This is a genomic window from Granulicella pectinivorans, from assembly GCF_900114625.1.
GTDB lineage: Bacteria > Acidobacteriota > Terriglobia > Terriglobales > Acidobacteriaceae > Edaphobacter > Edaphobacter pectinivorans.
In genome coordinates, this window is sequence record NZ_FOZL01000002.1 from 245,195 (window position 1) to 266,607 (window position 21,413).

The 21,413-nt window shown below is 63.9% G+C and carries 17 protein-coding genes; 13 read left to right on the forward strand and 4 right to left on the reverse strand.

What is annotated here, in order from left to right; translation table 11 throughout:
- The first annotated feature begins 18 nt into the window (after positions 1 to 18).
- From ribD to BM400_RS18860, 3 genes are all read left to right on the forward strand, one after another.
- The gene (gene ribD / locus BM400_RS18850; RefSeq protein WP_089842652.1) at positions 19 to 1,191 is read left to right on the forward strand and encodes a bifunctional diaminohydroxyphosphoribosylaminopyrimidine deaminase/5-amino-6-(5-phosphoribosylamino)uracil reductase RibD; all 1,173 of its coding nucleotides are present in this window, start codon (positions 19 to 21) and stop codon (positions 1,189 to 1,191) included.
- Positions 1,192 to 1,200: 9 nt separating this feature from the next.
- Positions 1,201 to 1,845, forward strand: a complete 645-nt coding sequence (locus BM400_RS18855; protein WP_089842655.1) for a riboflavin synthase — start codon at positions 1,201 to 1,203, stop codon at positions 1,843 to 1,845.
- An 82-nt stretch (positions 1,846 to 1,927) separates the two neighbouring features.
- A complete protein-coding gene (locus tag BM400_RS18860; RefSeq protein WP_089842657.1) occupies positions 1,928 to 3,190 on the forward strand; it encodes a dienelactone hydrolase family protein in 1,263 nt (420 codons plus the stop codon).
- Between the two features lie 7 nt (positions 3,191 to 3,197).
- Here BM400_RS18860 and BM400_RS18865 read toward each other — a convergent pair whose 3' ends face one another.
- The 3 genes from BM400_RS18865 to BM400_RS18875 are packed head-to-tail and all read right to left on the reverse strand — an operon-like array spanning position 3,198 to position 6,682.
- Positions 3,198 to 4,079 (reverse strand): Nif3-like dinuclear metal center hexameric protein, encoded by an 882-nt coding sequence (locus BM400_RS18865; RefSeq protein WP_089842660.1) that lies wholly within the window; start codon positions 4,077 to 4,079, stop codon positions 3,198 to 3,200.
- 9 nt (positions 4,080 to 4,088) lie between these two features.
- Positions 4,089 to 6,296: a GH92 family glycosyl hydrolase gene (locus BM400_RS18870; protein WP_245782029.1), complete on the reverse strand. Its 2,208-nt coding sequence runs from the start codon at positions 6,294 to 6,296 to the stop codon at positions 4,089 to 4,091.
- Between the two features lie 47 nt (positions 6,297 to 6,343).
- Positions 6,344 to 6,682, reverse strand: coding sequence for an MmcQ/YjbR family DNA-binding protein (locus BM400_RS18875; RefSeq protein WP_089843911.1), 339 nt, complete (start codon positions 6,680 to 6,682; stop codon positions 6,344 to 6,346).
- 51 nt (positions 6,683 to 6,733) lie between these two features.
- Here BM400_RS18875 and BM400_RS18880 point away from each other — a divergent pair, with 51 nt between their 5' ends.
- The 8 genes from BM400_RS18880 to BM400_RS18915 all read left to right on the forward strand — a co-directional run bounded on the left by BM400_RS18880 (position 6,734) and on the right by BM400_RS18915 (position 18,510).
- Positions 6,734 to 8,266 carry a DUF5060 domain-containing protein gene (locus BM400_RS18880; RefSeq protein ID WP_089842664.1) on the forward strand — a complete coding sequence of 511 codons (1,533 nt, stop codon included), beginning with the start codon at positions 6,734 to 6,736 and terminating at the stop codon, positions 8,264 to 8,266.
- Between the two features lie 96 nt (positions 8,267 to 8,362).
- Positions 8,363 to 8,701, forward strand: coding sequence for a PadR family transcriptional regulator (locus BM400_RS18885; protein ID WP_089842667.1), 339 nt, complete (start codon positions 8,363 to 8,365; stop codon positions 8,699 to 8,701).
- Positions 8,698 to 11,343 (forward strand): ABC transporter permease, encoded by a 2,646-nt coding sequence (locus BM400_RS18890; RefSeq protein ID WP_089842669.1) that lies wholly within the window; start codon positions 8,698 to 8,700, stop codon positions 11,341 to 11,343. Before BM400_RS18885 ends, BM400_RS18890 begins: the two co-directional genes overlap by 4 nt.
- Positions 11,344 to 11,548: 205 nt before the next feature.
- Positions 11,549 to 12,559: a zinc-binding alcohol dehydrogenase family protein gene (locus BM400_RS18895; protein ID WP_245782030.1), complete on the forward strand. Its 1,011-nt coding sequence runs from the start codon at positions 11,549 to 11,551 to the stop codon at positions 12,557 to 12,559.
- A gap of 188 nt (positions 12,560 to 12,747) precedes the next feature.
- Positions 12,748 to 14,091: an L-fucose:H+ symporter permease gene (gene fucP, locus BM400_RS18900; RefSeq protein WP_245782031.1), complete on the forward strand. Its 1,344-nt coding sequence runs from the start codon at positions 12,748 to 12,750 to the stop codon at positions 14,089 to 14,091.
- A 205-nt stretch (positions 14,092 to 14,296) separates the two neighbouring features.
- Complete coding sequence (locus BM400_RS18905; RefSeq protein ID WP_089842675.1) at positions 14,297 to 15,142, forward strand: amidohydrolase family protein; 846 nt, start codon at positions 14,297 to 14,299, stop codon at positions 15,140 to 15,142.
- A 91-nt stretch (positions 15,143 to 15,233) separates the two neighbouring features.
- Positions 15,234 to 16,799, forward strand: a complete 1,566-nt coding sequence (locus BM400_RS18910) for an EAL domain-containing protein (protein ID WP_175529145.1) — start codon at positions 15,234 to 15,236, stop codon at positions 16,797 to 16,799.
- 136 nt (positions 16,800 to 16,935) lie between these two features.
- Positions 16,936 to 18,510 (forward strand): EAL domain-containing protein, encoded by a 1,575-nt coding sequence (locus BM400_RS18915; protein WP_089842682.1) that lies wholly within the window; start codon positions 16,936 to 16,938, stop codon positions 18,508 to 18,510.
- A gap of 85 nt (positions 18,511 to 18,595) precedes the next feature.
- Here the strand turns inward: BM400_RS18915 and BM400_RS18920 are convergent, their stop codons facing one another.
- The gene (locus tag BM400_RS18920; RefSeq protein ID WP_217644134.1) at positions 18,596 to 19,525 is read right to left on the reverse strand and encodes an aldo/keto reductase; all 930 of its coding nucleotides are present in this window, start codon (positions 19,523 to 19,525) and stop codon (positions 18,596 to 18,598) included.
- Between the two features lie 57 nt (positions 19,526 to 19,582).
- Between BM400_RS18920 and rbsD the strand changes: the two genes are divergently transcribed.
- Complete coding sequence (gene rbsD, locus BM400_RS18925; protein ID WP_089842685.1) at positions 19,583 to 19,972, forward strand: D-ribose pyranase; 390 nt, start codon at positions 19,583 to 19,585, stop codon at positions 19,970 to 19,972.
- A 183-nt stretch (positions 19,973 to 20,155) separates the two neighbouring features.
- Positions 20,156 to 21,301, forward strand: a complete 1,146-nt coding sequence (locus BM400_RS18930; RefSeq protein WP_089843917.1) for a YXWGXW repeat-containing protein — start codon at positions 20,156 to 20,158, stop codon at positions 21,299 to 21,301.
- Positions 21,302 to 21,413 lie beyond the last annotated feature (112 nt).

The following is a 21,413-nucleotide window of genomic DNA, read 5'->3' on the forward strand; positions in this document are numbered from 1 at the left end:
AGGGGGTGGAGTTCTACAATGCCGCTCTTGGAAGCCCATCTCGATCATCTCCCCTTCATGCAGCGAGCCCTCGACCTCGCCTCTGCGGCCTCCGGCCTCGCCTCCCCAAACCCCGTCGTCGGCTGCGTCCTCGTCCGCCAGGGGAAGATCATCGGCGAGGGTGCCCACGTCTACGAAAAGTTCGACCACGCCGAGATCGTAGCCCTCAAAGACGCGGCAGCCCGCGGAATGAACCCCGAAGGCGCCACCGCCTACGTCACCCTCGAGCCCTGCTCCCACCATGGACGCACCGGCCCCTGCGCCGACGCGCTCATCCTCGCCGGTGTCGGCCACGTCGTCGTCGCCACCCAGGACCCCAACCCGCTCGTCGCCGGACGAGGAATCGCCAAGCTCCGCAACGCCGGCATCGACGTCACCGTCGGCCCCCTCTGCGCCGAAGCCCGCGCCCTCAACGACACCTTCGCCCACTACATCACCACCCACCGCCCCTTCGTCACCCTCAAGGCCGCCCTCTCCGTCGACGGCAAACTCGCGCCGCCTCCCGGCCGCCGCTTCCCCAACCAGCCCTTCTGGCTCACCGGCCCCCTCGCACGCCTCGACGTCCAGCGATTGCGACACGCCTCCGACGCCATCCTCACCGGCATCGGCACCGTGCTCGCCGACGACCCCTCTCTCGCCGACCGCTCCAAACTCCCACGCCGCCGACCGCTCCTGCGCATCGTCCTCGACTCCAAGCTCCGTCTCCCCATCGACTCGCGGCTCGTCCACACCATCGAAGACGATCTCCTCGTCCTCTGCAACGAGGACGCCCCCACCCACCGCGCCGACAACCTCCGCTTCGCCGGAGCCCAGGTCCAGGCCATTCCGACCCACGATGGCCTCCTCAGCCTCAACGCCGTCCTCGACATCCTCGCCGAGCGCAACCTCACAAGCCTCCTGCTCGAATGCGGCTCAGCCCTCAACGGAGCCTTCCTCAAGCAGGACCTCGTCGACAAGTGCGTTCTCTTCTATACCGAAACCGAGCTCGGTCCGGCAGGCCTGGACTTCGCCACCGGCATCGCCTCGCCCTTCCTTTTCCAGGAGCGGCTCACCCGCACCTCTCGCGAGCCCTTCCAGAACACCAACAAGGTCGACATGCGTCTGACCGGCTACATCCACGATCCTTGGTCTCTGCAACGCCCGGTGCGCTAACCTAGAAGCATGTTTACCGGACTCATCGAAGCCACAGGCAAGGTTCTCGCCGTCACCCCGACCCCGGGTGCCACCCGCATCACCGTCGCCGCCCCCACGCTCGCTCCACGCCTCAACACCGGCGATTCGATCGCAGTCTCAGGCGTTTGCCTCACCGCCCTTTCCATCACGGACACCGAGTTCTCAGCCGATCTCGCCGCCGAGACCATCGCCCGCACCACCCTCTCGAACCTCACTCCCGGCAGCACGGTGAACCTTGAGCTCCCCACCCCCGCCGGCTCGCCCCTCGGAGGCCACGTCGTCCAGGGCCACGTCGACGGCACCGCCACACTCCTCAGCCTCACCCCCATCACCCCCGACGCACCCACCACCGACTGGCGCCTCACGCTGCAGCTCCCCCCGCAACTCGTCCAGTACGTCGTCCCCCAAGGCTCCATCACCGTCGAGGGCATCTCCCTCACGGTCGCTTCCATCGTCGGCCACGAAGTCCAGATCGCGATCATCCCTCATACCTATCTCGCGACCAGCCTCCGCACCTACGCCCCCGGAACCCCGTTGAACATCGAGGTCGACGTCCTCTCCAAGTACGCCGAGCGCGCCAGGCCCGCCCACTACGAACTCACCGAGTCCTACCTCCTGGCCAACGGCTACTAAACAGCCGCAAATCCGGGGGACCCACATCTCGTCTTCGAGATGTGGGTTTACCAAGAGCCTCATCGTATGATGAAGCCTCATCATGCCGATCCTGCGCCGGAAGCCCCGTCTCAATCGCCCGAGCCCTCTCTCCCGTCTTACGGGAACCATAGCCACCACCCGCCAGCGTTCCCTCGACCGCATCCGCGCCTCCCAGGCCGCCATCCGCCGCAACCGCCTCGCCTTCTACACGCTTCTGATCGCCGGCGTCACCATCCTCTGCCTCACCGCGTGGCCCTTCACCAAAGCCCACCTCCAGGCCATGACGGTCCTCCAGCTCGTCTCCGGCCAACCCGTCTCGAAGCCCCTCTCCGCCATCGTCGCCGAGCCCGTCGTCACCGAAGAACTCACGGTCCCCACGCCCGAAGGCCCCATTCGCGCGCGACTCTACGTCCCCGTCAAACACCCCAATGCCCCCGCGCTCGTCGTCCTCCACGGCGTCCACCACCTCGGTATGGACGAGCCCCGCCTCATGAGCTTCGCCACCGCCATGGCCTCCTGCGGCCTCCGCGTCCTTACCCCAGAGCTCCCCAACATCAAGGACTACCGCGTCGACTCCACCTCCATCCGCGTCATCGGCGACACCACCCGCTGGTTCGCACAGCGCACCGGTGGCCCCGTCGGCGTCATGGGCCTGTCCTTTTCAGGAGGCCTCTCCCTCCTCGCCGCCGCCAACCCCGACTTCCACTCCGCCTTCAAGTTCGTCTTCGCCGTCGGCTCCCAGGGCTCCATGGCCCGTGTCTTCAGCTTCTACTCCACCAACACCGACCTCCGCCCCGACGGCACGACCGAGCGCCTGACCGCCCACGAGTACGGCCCACTCGTCCTCGAATACGACTACCTCGAAGACTTCGTCTCCCCCCGGGATCTCGCCCCCATCCGAGCCGTCCTCAAAGCCCATCTCTACGAAGACAAACCCGCCGAAGTGGCCGCTCTCAAGAACCTCACCCCCGCCCAGACCCTCATCGCCCTTCACCTCATGGACGCAACTTCACCCGAAACCCGCGCCAATCTCGCTCGCGCCCGCGCCCACCACACCGCCGAGATGGAAGGCCTCTCCCCCGGCCCGCGCCTCCGCACCCTCACCACCCCCGTCTACCTCCTCCACGGAGCCGCCGACAACATCATCCCCTCGGCCGAAACCCTGTGGATGGCCTCCGAGCTCGAACACCAGCACCTGCAAGCCGCGCTCGTCAGCCCAGTCCTCTCCCACCTCGACTTCGGCGAAACAAAGCCCAGCGCCATGGACACCTGGCGCCTCATCCACTTCTTCGCCCTCGTCATGCACGCCGCCGAACAAAAATAGTTACAAATTACTTCTTCACCGCCACAGGTTTATCCGGCGTCCACATCGCATTGCCCGCCACAAGATGTTCCACCTTCAGCCCCGGAAACACGCCCCGCAGATCCTTCGCGCACTGCTCCATCCCATCCTCTTCCGAAGGCTCATGCCCCAGCAGAATCAGCGCCTTCTTCCGTCCTTCGGAGCTCGCATCCCGCACATACTCCACCGTCTCCCACTCCGAAGCCTCCCCGGCGATCAGCACCTCGACATCATCCCGCTCCAGCGCCATCACCTGCCGAGGCATCCCCGCGGAGCCCGGTGCAATGCCGATCTTCGTGACCCGCAACGAAGGTTCGCCCACCACCCGCATCGTTTCCGCCCCAAGCTTCTTCTGTAACTCCTTCGCCAGATCAACCAGCGAGATCGGAGGAATCGTCACGAAGTAAGGCTCATCCGGCTTGCGCAGGTAAGCCTTCCACCCAAGCCGCTCCACAAGCCCCATCGCAATCGCATCCGGAGGCACCCGATGGATCGCATCGTGCAGCCGGAAAACCACCATATGGTGCTCCTCGATAAACGCCAGCTTCTCCTTGTAAACCGGGTCATTCGTCAACAGCGTCGTCTGGTCCAGGTGGTTGTAGAACGTAGGCTCATGCGTAATCACCAGATTCAACCCACGCCTGTTGGCCTCACGCAGCACATCGAGAGTATCCAGAAACGTCGTCGCCACGCCCGTCACCTTCGTGGACGGATCCCCCGCCTTCACCGTATCCACCGTACCCGCGCCCACATCGGCCGGATACCGCGCCCGCACCTTCACCAGCGCATCCGCCGCCGTCATCTCCTGCGCCGCCACACTCCCCGCACTCACCAGCAAAACCGCAACCAGCCACAGACCACGCATCGTCATTCCCTTTCTCTACCCACGCATCGAAAACTCAACCTTCGCCCCGTCAGTCAGCGCCGCGTGCGAGATCATCCCGCCACCATGCGCCGCCCCATTCACCCGAACACCCGAGACAAATACCCCACGGCCTCGAGCTGAGATCACCGTCTCCTTCTTCCCCGGCACCCTCAACACCACTCGCTCCCAAAGCGGACTCCCCAACGTGTACTCCGCCTTCCCCGCGCACACCGGATACACGCCCATCGAGCTCAGCACATACCAGGCCGCCATCGACCCCGTGTCTTCATCCCCCGCAAATCCATCCTCCGTGTAAAGCTCCTCCATCACCTTCCGCACCCAGAACTGCGTCCTGTCCGGCCTGCCCGCCGCAGTGAACAGATACAGAATGTGGTGTACCGGCTGGTTCGAGTGAGCATACTGTCCGAACCGTACCGCTGCCATCTCCGACATCTCATGAATCTCCCGCCCGTATGCGCCCACGCGAAAGTCCGGAGCCATGGTCAGCATCGTCTCCAGCGCATCCGCCATCTTCGCCGGACCGCCATACGCTGCCATCATCCCCTCAACATCGTGCGGCACATCGAAACGGTGCTGCCACGCCGCGCCCTCCACATACGGGTCGCCCCAACGAATCGGATCGAACGGCTCCGCCCAGCTCCCATCCGGATGCTTTGCGCGAAAGAACCCAACACCCTCATCGAACAGCTTCCGCCAGTTCCCCGACCGCTTCTCAAAATACACCGCATCGTCCGTCTTCCCCAGCGCCCGCGCGACTTGCCCAATGCAGAAGTCTCCATACGCCGCGTCCGTCGTCTCAGCCGCCGACTGCTCCACCTTCGTCGAGCAGTACCCCTGTTGGAGATACTCCTCAATCCCACGCCGCCCATACCCCCTATCCGGATCCCCCGGCCCCATTGCATGCTTCTTCAGCCCGGCATACGCAGCCTCCATGTCGAAGCCCTTGATCCCCTTCGCCGCCGCATCGCCAAACACCGCGTCGATCAGGCTCCCCGTCATGCACGCCCTGTACCCAGGACAAGGAAACTGCGGCAGCCATCCGCCTTCCTGGTAAGCATTCACCCACGCCTGCAAAATCTCGCCCAGACGCTCCGGATACGCCAGCGACATCAGCGGATACCACGCCCGATACACATCCCAGTACCCATGGTCCGCATACATCACGCCATCCGTCACCCGCCCCGTATACGGGCTCCAATGAACCGTCTTCCCGGCCCCATCCACCTCATGCCACACCCGCGGAAACAGCAGCGCCCGATACAAACACGAGTCGAAGATCCTACCCTGCGAAGCAGTCCCACCCTCCGTAGCAATCCTCCCCAAATGCTCATTCCAAACCTTCGCTGCCGCCGACCGTACCTCGTCGATTCCCCGCGCCCCAATCTCGCGCTCAAGATTCCGCTCTGCCTGCTCATACGAGAGAAACGAAGTTCCAATCCCCACCCGCAGCGACATCACCGCATCGTCAAAGGTGAACGTGGCCACCGTGGTTCCCTTGCTGTTGACCTTCGTCTCCACCGCCCAGGCCCTGTCGAACCGCACCACGTAGTACGTCGCAAACCCCTGCGGCACCCCACCCCGATTCGCCGTCGATGCGAACCGCACCGTCTTGCGTGCGCGATCTCCCACCATCTCCGTGGCCTCACCCGGCACATCGATCAGCAGCCCTCGCGTCTTCCCTTCAGAGAACGTCACCTCCATCGCCGCACACCGTTCCGTCGGAACCAGCTCCACATCGGCGAAGTACCGCATCAACCGCATCTTCATCGTGTGCGGCTTCAGCGTCGACTCCGAAGGCCGGTACGAAGCCGCCCGCGCATCCGCATCCGCCTGGACCTCACCCGAGAATGGCAGAAACACCGCCTGCCCATAATCGCCCAGCCAAGGACTCAACTGATGCGTCGACCGAAATCCCTGCAGCCGGTTATCCCGCGGCTGAAAGAACCACGGCCCATGCCCGCTCGACTGCAGCGTCCAGTGCGCCATCCCAAACGGCACCGCCGCGATCGGCAGCGTATTCCCCCGCGAAAACAACGAAGTAGAATCCGTCCCCTGCAGAATGTTCACGCGCTCCACGCGGCCACCTGGACTCACCGCAGAAGTGGCCACCGCCACATCCTCTGCTCGCCCCGCGCCCGTTCCCAACCCCGCAAGGACAGCCAACCCGGAGCCCTTGAGAAATTCCCGTCTGTCATGTGCCATAGCCGACATTCTCGTCATCGTCCGCACCCTTGGCAAGCCGGCGTCCCTTACCGCTTCTTCCTGCCCTTCGCATTCTTCTCCACACGCAGCTTCCACGCAGCGCGCAGAGCGCCTTCCAGCAACATCGCATCGGCCTCGGCAAGCCGCAAATGCGTCATCCCCATGCGTCCCCAGCCGCCCTTGATCGGTAAAAACACGTCCGGTCGCTCCTCCACAAAAGCAGCTTGCTGCTCCGTTGTCAGCATCAGGTTCCCGTACCCCTCGGCCACAGAGGCCAACGTCGCGAAGATCCTTCCGCCCACACGAAAGTCCATCGCACCCATGTGCGAGCCCTCCTCCGAGCCCTCCAGACTCAAAGCCACACGCCGAAAGTCCTCAGCATTCATGGCATGCATCCTAGTCCACGGAATCAATCACAGCCAAGCTACACTCTCCTCATGCCGCCGATCACACGCCGCGAAGCCCTCAAGCTTGCCTCCGCTGCCTCTCTCACGTCGCTTGCTCCCATCGCGAAGAACGTCCGCTCGACCCCACGCTGGGAGATATTCGAAACCACCTTCGAAGGTCCATCCACCGGCAATCCCTTCGCCGAAGTCACCCTCACCGCGACCTTCACCCTCGGCCATCGCGCCGTGTCCCTCGAAGGCTTCTACGACGGTGCCGGCCAATACAGGATCCGCTTCATGCCCGACGCCGAAGGCTCCTGGTACTTCACCACCCAAAGCAACATCCCCACGCTCAACGGACACACCGGAGCCTTTCTCTGCACACCGCCCACCAGCCACGGCCCCGTAGGCGTAGCCGATACCTACCACTTCGCTCACGCCGACGGTACTCCGTTCTTCCCCTTCGGCACCACCTGCTACGCCTGGGTCCATCAGCCGGAAAAGCTCCAGGCCGAAACACTCGCGACCCTCAAAAAATCTCCCTTCAACAAGCTCCGCATGTGTGTCTTCCCCAAGCACTACGAGTACAACCACAACGAGCCCACGCTCTTCCCCTTCGCCGGAACACCCGGCCACTTCGACCTCACCCGTCCCAACCCAGCCTTCTACGCGCACCTCGAGCAGCGCCTCGCCGGCCTCCGCGCCCTCCACATCGAAGCCGACCTCATCCTCTTCCATCCCTACGACGATCCTGCTCGCTGGGGCTTCGCCTCCATGCCGCCCGCAGCCGACGACGCCTACCTCCGCTACCTCCTCGCCCGCCTCTCCTGCTATCGCAATCTCTGGTGGTCCGTCGCCAACGAGTGGGATCTCATGCACTCCAAGAAGCTCGCCGACTTCGACCGCTTCTTCCACCTCATCGAACAGCACGACCCCCACGCACATCTCCGCTCTATCCATCACTCCGGCCCCATCTACGACAACAGCCACCCGTGGGTCACGCACGCCAGCCTTCAGGTCATCACCTTCGAAAAGGCGCTCGAGTACCGCAACGCATGGCACAAGCCCGTCTGCTTCGACGAGATCCAGTACGAGGGCAACCTCAACAAGCGCTGGGGTAACGTCTCCGGCGACGAACTCACCCGACGCTTCTGGCTCTGTCTCATCCAGGGCTGCTACGCCACCCACGGCGAGACCTTCCTCCCCGAAGACGCCACACTCGACGAGGCCACCACACCCACCATCTGGTGGTCTCACGGAGGCGACCTCCACGGCACCAGCCCCGCCCACATCGCCTTCCTCCAATCCCTCATCCAATCCCCGCTCACCCCCTCGCCGGATCCCTACTACCTCAACGCCACCGCCTTCGATACCACCGGCAAGCCCCCCCGGCAGATCCTCTACTTCATGGACTTCCACCAGCCCCTCTGGTACGAGTTCCCGCTGCCCGAAGGGACCTACAAGGCCGAGGCCCTCGATATCTTCGCTCACACCATCACCCCCATCCCCGGCACGCACTCCGGCAAGTCCCGCATCCGCATGCCGGTCAAGCCATACGCCGCCCTGCGCTTCACCCGCCTCTAAGCGTCCCTCCTATGGCCAACCCATAGAATCTCCTATTGCAATACCATAGGTCTCTGTGCCATCCTTCCTATGGCATTGCAATAGGAGAAAACGCGCATGGGCAACCGCACCGACATCTGGCAGGGCACCCTCGCCCTCATGGTCCTCAAAACCCTCGCCACCATGGGTCCGCAGCATGGATACGGCATCGCCCGCCGCATCGAACAGACCAGCGGTGACGCACTCGCGCTCAACTACGGCACCCTCTATCCCGCCCTCCTCAAGCTCGAGCAGGAAGGGGCCATCGCCAGCGAGTGGGGTCTCTCCGAAAACAATCGCAAGGCCAAGTTCTACAAGCTCACCCGCACCGGCCACGCCCAGCTCAAGCGCGAAGCCAAAGAGTGGAACCAGACCACCGCCATCCTCGCCCGCTTCCTCGAGGGAGAGTCCGCATGAAAGCCCTGCGACGTCTCATCGCACGCCTCACCGGCATCCTCCCCGACAAGCACCGCGAAGCCGAACTCTCCGCCGAGCTCGAAGCCCACATCTCCCTCGCCACCGACGCCAACCTCCGCGCCGGCATGAGCCCCAACGAAGCCCATCGACAGGCCGTCCTCTCCCTCGGCGGCGTCGAGCGAACCCGCCAGGCCTACCGCGAAGGCTCCACCCTGCCTCTGCTCGACGATCTCCTCCACGACCTCACCTTCGCCATCCGCCAGCTCCGCAAGAACCTCGGCTTCACCCTCACCGCCATCCTCATGCTCGCCCTGGGCACCTGTGCCGCCGTCTCCATCTTCGCCTTCGTCGACGCCGCACTCGTCAAGCCCCTGCCCTACAAGGATCCTTCGCACCTCGTAGGCGTCTTCGAGCGCGTCCCCCTCTACGTACATTCCAACCTCTCCTACCCCGACTACCTCGACTGGAAGGCCCGCAACACCGTCTTCTCCTCGCTCGACGTCTACGGCCGCATGGGCGGCCTCATGACCACACCCAGCGGCAAGGTCCTCGTCTCCGCCGCCCGCGTCTCCGACGGCTTCTTCTCCACACTCGGCATCGCGCCCGTCCTCGGCCGCGACTTCCGTCCCGGCGAAGACCTGCCCTCGGCTCCACGCACCGCCCTCCTCAGCTACGCCACCTGGCAAAAGACCTTCAACCAAAGCCCCAGCGTCATCGGCCAGTCCGTCACCATCAACGACGAGCCCGTCACCGTCATCGGCGTTCTACCGCCCGAGTTCCACTTCGCCCCCATCGGCACCCCCGACTTCATCCTCTCCCTCAATCCAAGCGGATCCTGCGATAAGCGCCGTAGCTGCCACTCCCTCTTCGGCCTCGCGCGCCTCAAGCCCGAAGCCACCGTGGCAACCGCACTCGCCAACACCCTCGCCATCGCCGCACAGCTTGAGAACGAACACCCCACCGACAACCGCGGACAGGGAGCCAACGTTATCCCGCTCACCGACTACATCGTCGGCGACATCCGACCCATCCTTCTCCTCCTCCTCGGCGGCGCTGCCCTGCTTCTCTTCATCGCCTGCGTCAACGTCGCCAGCCTCCTGCTCGTACGCTCCGAAAGCCGCCGCCGCGAGATTGCTATCCGCGGAGCGCTCGGAGCCTCACCCGCCCGCATCACACGCCAGTTCGTCACCGAGGCCGCCCTCCTCGTCGGCACGGGCACCGCCATCGGCCTCACCCTGGCCGCCATCGCCATGAAGCTTCTCCTCGCCCTCATCCCCACCGGCATGCTCAACCAGATGCCGTTCTTCCAGGGCATCGGCCTCAACCCGCGCATCCTCGGCTTCACCGCCGTCATCGCCCTCGGCGCTCTCCTCGTCTTCGCCCTCACCCCGCGCCTGCGCCTCTCCCTCCATCACGTCCAGCAAGGCCTCGCAGACGGATCCCGCGGCGTCTCCGGCATGGCATGGCGACGCTTCGGAGCCAACCTCGTCATCATCGAGCTCGCCACCGCCATGGTCCTCCTCGTTGGAGCCGGCCTCCTCGGCAAAAGCCTCTACCGCCTCCTGCACGTCGACCTCGGCTTCCGCCCCAACCACATCGCAACCCTCGGCATCGCTGCGCCAGACGCCCAGTACTCCAAAGAAGAACAACTCACTGCCCTCGAAAAGCGCCTCCACGACCGCGTCTCCCAGCTCCCCGGCGTCGTCTCCGTCGCCTCCTCCACCTCCACGCCCCTGCGCGGAAGCGGCACCGAGTGGGTCCGCGTCCTCGGCCGTCCCTGGCACGGCGAACACCTCGAGATGCCGTACCTCTGCGTCACACCCTCCTACCTCAAGACCCTCGGCGCAACCCTCGCCCAGGGCCGTTTCTTCACCGAGCAGGACACCAAGGACACAACGCGCGTAGCCGTCATCAACCGCGCCTTCGCCCGTGCCTACTTCCCCAACGAAGACCCCGTCGGCCACCAGCTCCAGCACACCTCCATCGCCACGGAATCCCCCATGCTGATCGTCGGCATCATCGACGACATCCGCGAAGGCGCCCTCGACAAGCCCATCACGCCCGTCCTCTACTTACCCTTCGCCCAAGGCAACGACACCTACTTCCAACTCATCGTGCGCACCACGACATCCGAAGGAGCCATGCTCCCCACCATCATCGAGGCGGTCCACAAGGAAGCTCCCGACGTCTTCGCCGACTCGCCCGACACCATGGCCCTCATCCTCGCCAACTCCTCCACCGCGTACATCCATCGCTCCACCGCATGGCTGGCCGGAGCCTTCGCCGTCACCGCCCTGCTTCTCGGCATCGTCGGCCTCTATGGCGTCGTCGCCTACTCCGTCTCGCAGCGCACCCGCGAGATCGGTGTCCGCATGGCCCTCGGAGCCCAGCGCACAACCGTCTACAAGCTCATCCTCCGCGAGGCCGGATCCCTCGCCATCATCGGCATCGCCATCGGCCTCATCGCCTCCATCGCCGCAGCCACCACCATGAAGACGCTCCTCTTCGGCACGCAGGCCTGGGACATCACAACCCTCGCCGCAGTCGCCACCCTGCTCGGCCTCTCCGCCCTCGCCGCCAGCTTCCTCCCTGCCCATCGAGCAGCCAGCATCAACCCGGTAGACGCCCTCAGAGCCGAATAAAAAACGACAAAACGTGCGCCATGCTGAGCAGCAGAAGGACAGCGCACGTTTTGCCGTGACCTTCCATCCTCCTTGCCGCTGCTTTTGCCTCTTTTTCCCGCCTTTCCCACCTTTTCCCCACAATCGTTTGCATGTTCCTCCAGCCCCCCTATAATTCCGGAAGGCCGCATACTCCAGAAAGTTATCGTGAACTAAAGGAACCCCCGTGAAAGCATTCCGCATGGAAAGCCCAGGCAAAGCCACCATCGCCCACATCCCTACGCTCGACTCCGCTCGTCCCGGCGAGGTCCTGCTCAAGGTCAACATGGTCGGCTTCTGCGGCACGGACCTCACCACCTACCGCGGGGGCAACGCGATGGTCCGCTACCCGCGCATCCTCGGCCACGAGGTCGCCGCCACCGTCATCGACAACGGTGGAGACCTCACCAACGGCACCCTCGTCACCCTCTCGCCGTACACCAGTTGCGGCACCTGCGCCTCCTGCCTCCGCAACCGCCCCAACGCCTGTCTCCACAACCAGACCATGGGCGTCCAGCGCGACGGGGCCATGACAGAATACGTCTCCATCCCCCGCGCCAAACTCTACCCCGCTCCCCTCACCCTCAAGGAACTCTGCCTCGTCGAACCGCTGACTGTTGGCGCCCACGCCGCCGCCCGCGGCAGAGTCGCTCCCCACGACACCGCCGCCATCTTCGGCTGTGGCGGCATCGGCCTCGGAGCCATCGCCGCCTCCGCCTTTCGCGGAGCCAACACCATCGCCATCGACATGGACGACCGCAAGCTCGAGGTCGCCCGCAAAGCCGGTGCCCGACACTGCATCAACACCCTCCGCGAAGATCTCCACACGCGCCTCCAGGAGATCACCGAGGGCCACGGCCCCGACGTCATGATCGAGGCCATCGGCCTCCCCCAGACCTTCCGCGCCGCCGTCGAAGAGGTCGCCTTCACAGGTCGCGTCGTCTACATCGGCTACGCCAAGGAGCCCGTCTCCTACGAGACCCGCCTCTTCGTCCAGAAGGAGCTCGACATCCTCGGCTCCCGCAACGCCCTCCACGAGGACTTCCTCGCCGTCATCGCCATGCTCGAAGCCGGCAACTTCCCCGTAGACGACGCCGTCTCCGCCATCGTCTCCCTCGACGAAGCCGCTCCCATCCTCGCCGAGTGGAGCTCCGCCCCCGGCCGCTTCACCAAGATCATGGTGAACCTCAACGACTAAAGCGCCACGAAATCGGGTGCCCACATCTCGACTCTGAGATGTGGGTTTCACCAGGGCAACCTCTCTTTCCATAGGCAAAAACTACTTTTCGAAAGCATCCGGAACAAACGTTTCCATTCTTTACCTTGCACACCGTCCCGCCGCGTCCCTACAATGCAGTCCTCAAGACAAAACGAGAAAGAGGAAGAATGCAGGTCTCGACTCCCGCCCGCACCACCCAGAATCCCGCCGACAAGAACGTCCCTGTTTTTCCCTCCGGACAGATGCTCGCCTTCGGCCTCGTCTCCCTCGCCTTCTTTCTCTGGGGCATGTCGAACAACCTCACCGACATCCTCGTCCAGCAGTTCAAGAAGTCCTTCGAGCTCTCCCTCTTCCAGGCCCAGCTCGTCTCCACCGCCAACTTCCTCGCCTACGGCGTCATGGCCATCCCCGCCGCGCTCCTCACGCGCCGCTTCGGATACAAGGGTGGCCTGCTCATCGGCCTCTGCGTCTTCGCCACCGGAACGCTCCTCTTCTGGCCAGCAGCCGTCGTCAGCCGCTACAGCCTCTTCCTCGTCGCGCTGTTCACCGTAGGCTGTGGACTCTCCATCCTGGAGACCACCTGCAACCCCATGATCGCGCAGTTCGGCGACCCAGCCACCAGCGAGCGCCGCCTCAACTACGCGCAGTCGCTCAACCCTCCCGGCACCATCGCCGGTCTCCTCTTCGGCACCTGGTTCATCTTCTCCGGCATTGAGAAAACACCCACCGAAGTCGACGCCATGAAGGCCGCCGGCACCTACGCACCGTATCTCCACTCCGAGATCATGCGCGTCGTTCCCACCTACGTTATCCTCGGAGCCGTCGTCCTCCTGCTGGCCTTCGTCATCTCCCGCATCAAGTTCCCCAGCTACCTCGACTCGCTCGCCGCCACCGACGCAGACGCTCCCCAGGGCTCCTTCTCTGCCCTTCTCCGCTATCCGCACTTCCTCTTCGCCGTCGTCGCCCAGTTCTGCAACGTCGGTGCCCAGGTCGGCGTCTGGTCGAACCTGATCCCCTACTTCAAGGCCTACACTCCTGTCACCGAGAAGACCGCCGGCTACATGCTCACCATCTCGCTGGTGCTCCTCGCCGTAGGCCGCTTCGTCACCACGCCCATCATGCGTTATCTCTCCCCCGCGCTCATCACCGGACTCTACGGAGTCTGCAACGTCGCCCTCGTCTTCATCGGCATCACCCGCCCCGGCATGTTCGGCGGATACGCCCTCATGACCTTCTCGTTCTTCCTCTCCATCATGTTCCCCACCATCTTCGCCCTCGGCATCAAGGATCTCGGCCCCAACACCAAGCTCGGCGGCTCGTTCCTCGTCATGGCCATCGTTGGCGGAGCCGTCACCCCGCTCATCATGGGAGCCATCAAGGACCGCACCGGCTCCCTCGCCACCGCCTTCTGGGTGCCTCTCCTCTGCTCCGTCGGCGTAGCCCTCTACGGCTTCATGAACAAGAAGCCAGCCACCACCCACGAAGTCAACCTATCCCCGGAAGCCCTCTAGAAAACCACCTCAAACCTGGTCCCCACGTCTCGATCCAGAGACGTGGGATCAACGCCTCCAACCTCTCTGGAAGTCACCTCGTCTGTTCTGCCGTCCAGGTATCCCAAGGCTTTAGCCCCGGGGTTTCATAGGCCTTCACAAAGATGGGCTTTAGCCCCTGCGGTATGCCTTCTTTTCCTGGCCTGACCAACCCCCAGGATCGACTATGACCACCATCGATGCCCATCATCACCTCTGGCGCTTCACCCCCGAAGAGTTCGGCTGGCTCGAAGGCCCGCTCGCTCCCCTCCGCCGCGACTTCGACACAGCGGACCTAACATCCGCGATGAACGCCGCCAACATCGACGGAGCCATCGCCGTCCAGGCCCGCCAGACCCTCGAAGAGACCCACTGGCTCCTAGAAACAGCCGCCACCACCCCAGAGATCAAAGGCGTCGTCGGCTGGGCCCCCATCGCCTCCCCCAGCTTCCCCGCCCACCTCGACACCCTCCGCGAAAACCCCTACCTCAAGGGCCTCCGCCACGTCATCCAGGCCGAACCCGACCCCGACTTCATCCTCGGCGAAGCCTTCAACGCCGGCATCGACCTCCTCGAAAACACCGGCCTCGTCTACGACATCCTCATCTTCGAGCGACACCTCCCCCAGACCATTCGCTTCGTCGACCGCCACCCCAACCAGCCCTTCGTCCTCGACCACATCGCCAAGCCCCGCATCGCCGAAGGCGCCCTCGAGCCCTGGGCCACCCAACTCCGCGAACTTGCACGCCGCCCCAATGTTTTCTGCAAGATCTCCGGCCTCGTCACGGAAGCCGACCCACTCCACTGGACCTCCGGGCAGCTCACCCCCTACCTCGACACCGTCGTCGAAGCCTTCACGCCATCACGCCTCCTCGCCGGCTCCGACTGGCCCGTATGTCTCGCCGGCGTCGAGTACGCCGCATGGTTCGATCTCCTGCGAAAATTCTTCGCGACATTCACATCAACAGAACGGAATGCCGTCTTCGGCCTCAACGCAAGGGAAATCTACCGCCTCGCACCGCAACTCCTGTAACATCCTGTCCAACGACACAACACACGACCGGCAACACACTCGCCGCTCCGTGTCCGTCGCATTTTGCAGCGAGAGAGAGGAGCGCCAGGCCGTGCCGCGACCGAAGCACCATCTCCTCACTGCGGTAGGCTTTGTCCTTGCCACAACGTTCCTCGGCGCAGCCATCACCGCGCTCATCGCGCGCTCCATCCTCATCTCCACCGCCATCACCCACCTTCAGACCTACGCCTCCGACTTCCTCGCCGAGGACGACAAGGTCGCCGCCAACATCAACGACACCCTCGACGCAGCCGACGCCTCCACCGCACCACCCTGCTCCGAGGCCGACTTCGTCATCCTCCGCCACCTCCTCTTCCGCTCCCCTTACATCAAGGACATCGGCCGCAAACAGGACGGCCGCTTCCTCTGCTCTGTCATCGCCGGCATCGTTCCTCACCCGGTCGTCGCATCGCATCGCGGCTTCACCCCCCAGGGCTCCCACAACGTCATCTACAACGTCCCCATCGACATCGATAACAACTTCCACGGCGAGATCGTCGCCAGCGATCGATCCAACGTCATCCTCCCCCCCGACACCTTCGACGCCTTCTACCGCCTGCCCATGTTCTTCTCCGCCGCCGTCATCGACGCCGGCAAAGGCACCATGGTCACCACCTACTCCAACGCTCCCGTCCCCCCGCAGCTCGATCTCATCCTCGCCAGCGGAGCCACCCACCGCGGCAGCTATCTCTTCTACTCACGATGCTCCGGCACACGCCCCAACTGCGTCCTCACCGGCATCCCCTACCGCGAAATCTGGCGTCCCAACCGCCCACTCGTCATCACCTCCGTACTCTCCGGAGCACTCATCGGCCTTGCCTTCAGCGGTACCGCGCTCTTCATGGACAGCCGCCGCCGCACCCTCGCCAGCCAGCTTCGCCGCGCCATCCGCCGCAAAGACCTCACCGTCCTCTACCAGCCCATCGTCGACGTCTCCACAGGTGCCACCATCGGAGCGGAAGCCCTCGTCCGCTGGACCGACGAAGACGGAGCCCCCGTCCTTCCCGAACTCTTCATCTCTCTCGCCGAATCGCATGGCTTCGTCGGCACCATCACCACCTTCGTCCTCCAGTGCGTCCTCAAGGACCTCGGCGACCTCCTCCGTGCCAACCCTGCCTTCCAGGTCTCCATCAACATGTCCTCGCAGGACCTCACCGACCCCAACTTCCTCCCGCGACTCGACAGCCTCCTCCACGCCCATCGCGTCCCAGCCGCCAGCATCGGCATCGAACTCACCGAACGCTCCACCTCCGACCGCGAGACCGTCATCGAAGCCATCCGCCAGCTTCACGCCCGCGGCCACATCGTCTACATCGACGACTTCGGCACCGGATACTCTTCGCTCTCCTACCTCAACGAACTCTCCGCCGATGTCATCAAGGTCGATCGCTCCTTCACCCAGACCATCGGCACCCACTCCATCACCGCGTCCATCCTCCCGCAGATCCTCTCCATGGCACGCACCCTCAATCTGCGCATCGTCGTAGAAGGTGTAGAACGTCCCGAACAGGCAGCCTACCTGGCCCTCGAGGAAGGCCACATCTCGGCCCAGGGCTGGCACTTCGGAGCCCCCACCACGCCCCAGGCCCTCAAAGCTCGTTTAGCCCAAACGACTTAGAAAGTCTCACACCCAGCCGTTGCTTCCTCATGTACTATCTCTTCACACCAGCATCATCATGAAACATCTCTGAAACTCCCCGACTGTCTTGTTGCCCGGTTCTCTGCGACCCTTTTCCGTATCGAGGAGTGTACGAATGTCCCCGAAGCAGCGTTCCACCGCGCGGAATGTAGCCCAGTCCGCCTGCATCTTCCTGGTCGTCTGCCTGCTCACCGCCGGCCTTGCCCTCCTCATCGCCCGCTTCTTCATCCTCGCCACCGCGGCCGCCCGCCTCAAGACCTACGCCTCCGAGATCCTCGAGCAGGATGAAAAACTCGCCGCGAACATCAACGCCACACTCGCCGCCGCCAACGCTTCCACCTTCCCCGAGTGCTCCGACCCGGACGTCAGCTATCTCCGCAAGCTCCTCTTCCGTTCGCCCTACCTCAAAGATGTAGGCCGCGAGCACGACGGACAGTTCTTCTGCTCCGCCATCGCCGGTGTAGAGCAGCCCACCATCAAGATCGGCAAGCCCGACATCCAGACCTACAACGGCCGCATGATCTACTTCAACGTCCCCCTCAGCTCCGCCGAAGGAGCCCATGGAGAGATCGTCGAGTTCGGTCGTTCCAACGTCGTCCTCAGCCCCGATGTCTTCGCCGAGTTCGATCGCCCGCCCCTCTACTTCTCAGGCGGCGTCGTCAACTTCCAGCAACACACCTTCCTCCGCACCTACTCCAACGCTCCCCGTCCCGCCAAGCTCGACCTCATCCTCTCCAGGCACGAGCTCATCCGCGACGGTGTCCTCTACTACGGAGCATGCTCCACCATCCGCCCCGACTGCGTCCTCACCAGCATCGCTCTCACCGACATCTGGACCCCCAACCGCCCCTTCTTCCTCATCGCCGCCGCCATCGGAACCATCATCGGCGTTCTCTTCTCCGGCACCATCCTCTTCATGCGCACACGCGACCACAGCCTGCCCAACCAACTCCGCCGCGCCGTACGCCAGAAGCGCCTCTCCGTCGTCTACCAGCCCATCGTGGAAGTACTCACCGGCTCCGTCGTCGCCGCCGAAGCCCTCGTCCGCTGGAACGATGACGACGACAAACCCGTACGCCCCGACATCTTCATCGCCATCGCCGAAGAGCAAGGCTTCATCGGCGACATCACCACCCTCGTCCTCGATCGCGTCACCGACGAACTCGCCGACATCCTCCGCTCCGCCCCCGGATTCCGCGTCTCCGTCAACATGTCCGCGCAGGACCTCACCGACGACACCTTCATCCCACGCCTCCAGACGATGCTCCAGACCAAGCACGTCCCAGCCGCAGGCATCGGCCTCGAACTCACCGAACGCTCCACCGCCGAACGCGACATCGTCATCGAAAGCATCCGCCAGCTCCGCGCCTACGGCCACACCGTTTACATCGACGACTTCGGCACCGGCTACTCCTCACTCGCCTACCTCAGCGAGCTCGACGTCGATGTCCTCAAAGTAGACCGAGCCTTCACCCAGACCATCGGCACCAACTCCGTCACCGCCAACATCGTCCCGCAGATCCTCGCCATGGGCAAAGCACTGCAACTGAAGATCGTCGTCGAAGGCATCGAGCTCCAGGAGCAGGCCACCTATCTCTCCGGCATCGACGCCATCATCCAGGGCCAGGGATGGCTCTTCGGCAAACCCGCCTCCGCCCAGGCCCTCCGCGAACGCCTCATTCAACGATAAGCGCAAAAATTCGGGTGCCCCACAACCTGCCCTCAGCCTGTCGAATGGGTATCGCGTTGGAGAGGTGGGAGTACCGCCGCAACCGTCACTGATTCTCCACCCGCCCCGACGCCCAAACCCTCCCCCGCACCGGCCCCAGAACCTCCTCCACCGCTCCCCACAGCCCATCCGGCACCTCCATCGTCAAAGCCGCCAGATTCTCATCCACCTGCTCCACGCTCGCCATCCCCACCAGCGTAGTCGCCACCTCCGGATAATCCGTACAAAACCGCAGCGCCGCAGCGCCCGGCGCAACCCCATACCGCCCACACACCTCCGCAAACAGAGCCCCCGCCGCCTGTACCTCCGCAGGTGCCGGATGCCATGCCGGCACAAGCCGTCCCCCCAGAATCCCCATATGCAGCGGCGAGGCATTGATCAAACCCACCCCCGCCTCTGCGGCCTTCCCGCTCAACTCCACATCCATATCCGTATTCAGCAGGTTGTACCGGCAGTAGCTCAACACCACATCCAGCTCCACCGCCTCCATCACCCGCACCAGCGCCCCCAGCGGATACCCGCTCACCCCAATAAACCGTGCCTTCCCCGCCGCCTGCATCGCCCGCATCGCCGGAATCGTCTCCCCGATCACCCGGTCCAGGTCCCCAAACTCCACATCGTGCGCCAGCAATACATCCACATGGTCCGTCTTCAACCGCCGTAGCGAATCCTCCAAACCAGCCGTAATCGTCCCCGGCGAAAAGTCGAACGTATCCACCCCGTACCGCCCGCACTTGGTCGAAAGCACCACCCGGTCCCGACGCCCCACCAGCGCCTCCCCCAACCGCGTCTCCGCCAGCGTATTCCCGTAATACGGAGAAACATCGAACAGATTGATCCCACACTCCACGGCATGCGCCACCGCCCGCGTGCCCTCCACTCCATCGATCTCCCCGAACGCCTCCCCCAGCCCCGAAGCTCCAAAACCAATCGTCGAAACCATCAGCCCCGTCCCGCCCAATGCCTTGCGTTCCACCCCGTCCTCCTCAAAATTCCTTTACAGTTATCGTAAAAGAAATCCAGAGGCCACCCCATGTTGAAGACCGGAATCCTGAACCCGCAGATCAACTCCCTGCTCGCCCGCATTCGCCACACCAACACTCTCGTCCTCGCCGACCGCGGCTTCCCCTTCTGGCCTCACATCGAAACCGTCGACATCTCCCTTATCGACGACGTCCCGCAGGTCGCGCAGCTTCTCGCCGCCATCCAGCAGAACTGGACCATCGGCCGCATCTGGATGGCGGAGGAGTTCCGCGAGCACAACACCCCCGAAACCGTCTCCCGCATCGCCACCCTGGCCCACCCCCTCGCCATCCAGTACGAGCCCCACGTGCAGTTCAAACTCCGTGTTCCCCACGCCATCGGCCTCATCCGCACCGGAGACACCACCCAGTACGCCAACATGATCCTGGAGTCGGCATAAAGAAAGAATCCTGCGACCGAAGTTCGCATCCCGCGCCACCAAAGTAACCTGTTTACAAATACTTGCGGAAATGAGCAACCATTCATTCCAGGTTGTGTCTTAACAAACAGGAGCACTGGACCCGGAAAAAGATTGCCGGGCCGGAAATCCGGCAAGGGCGTTCGCGCCAGCAGGAGCACCACCATGACAACCGTTACCGCTCACCTCAAAAATTTCGTTGGCACCTACGCCCGCGCCGCAATTCTCGGCACGGTTGCTCTCGCGACAGCCTTCATCGCTCCCGCTGCCGCTCACGCCCAAAACTACGGCCAGGACTACAATCAGGGCTATCCCCAGAATGACAACCAGGGCTACGCCGAGGCCAACGTCGCACCGCCCGAGATCCCCCAGTACGACCAGCCCGAGGCCCCCGGCGACGGCTACATCTGGACCCCGGGTTATTGGGCTTACGGCCCCCAGGGATACTTCTGGGTCGATGGCGCATGGGTCGAGGCTCCCTATGACGGTGCCCTCTGGACCCCCGGTTACTGGGGCTTCAATGACGGAGCCTACTTCTGGAACGCCGGCTACTGGGGACCCACCATCGGCTACTACGGCGGCGTCAACTACGGCTTCGGCTACTTCGGCACCGGCTTCTACGGCGGCTACTGGAACCGTGGACACTTCTTCTACAACACCGCCTACAACCACCTCGGTGGACGCGGCTTCCGCAACGTCTACGACGATCGCTCGCACGGCAGCAGCTTCCGCCCCGGCGGACGCGGCTTCGACCCCCATCCCCGCATGGATGAGCGTCGCGGAGCCGGCTTCGGCAACAACATCGGCTTCAATCGCGGTGGCAACAACGGAGACAATCGCGGTGGCTTCAACCAGGGCAACCGCAACAACTTCGATCAGCAGAACCGTGGCGGTTTCAACAATCAGCAGCGGAACCGCATCAACGATGAGCAGGCCAACCGCGCAGGCTTCAACCAGCAGCAGGGCAACCGGCCCGTCTACCAGGGAGGCGACAACCAGCAGCGCAACTTCGCCGCTCCCCAGCAGATCCAGACCCCCAACCCCCAGGCCTACAACGGCGGCAACCAGAATCAGGGACGCGGCTTCACCCAGGCTCCGGCGCAGCAGCAGAACTTCAACCAGAACCAGGGTCGCAGCTTCGTCCAGTCGGCTCCTGCGCAGCAGCGCTTCAGCCAGCCGCAGCAGCACTTCAACCAGCCCGTCCAGCAGGCGCGTCCTGCTCAGGGATACAACGCCCCGCAGCAGCACTTCAGCGCCCCCAGTGGCGGCGGTGGAGGCTTCCACGGCGGTGGCGGCGGCGGACGCCGCTAACTCCAACGCGTAAACCAGGAAGGGCCGGGACAACCTCCCGGCCCTTCCCTTTTGCACCGCCACCATCCGGGTGCCCCACATCTCGTTTCTGAGATGTGGTATGCCGCCACCG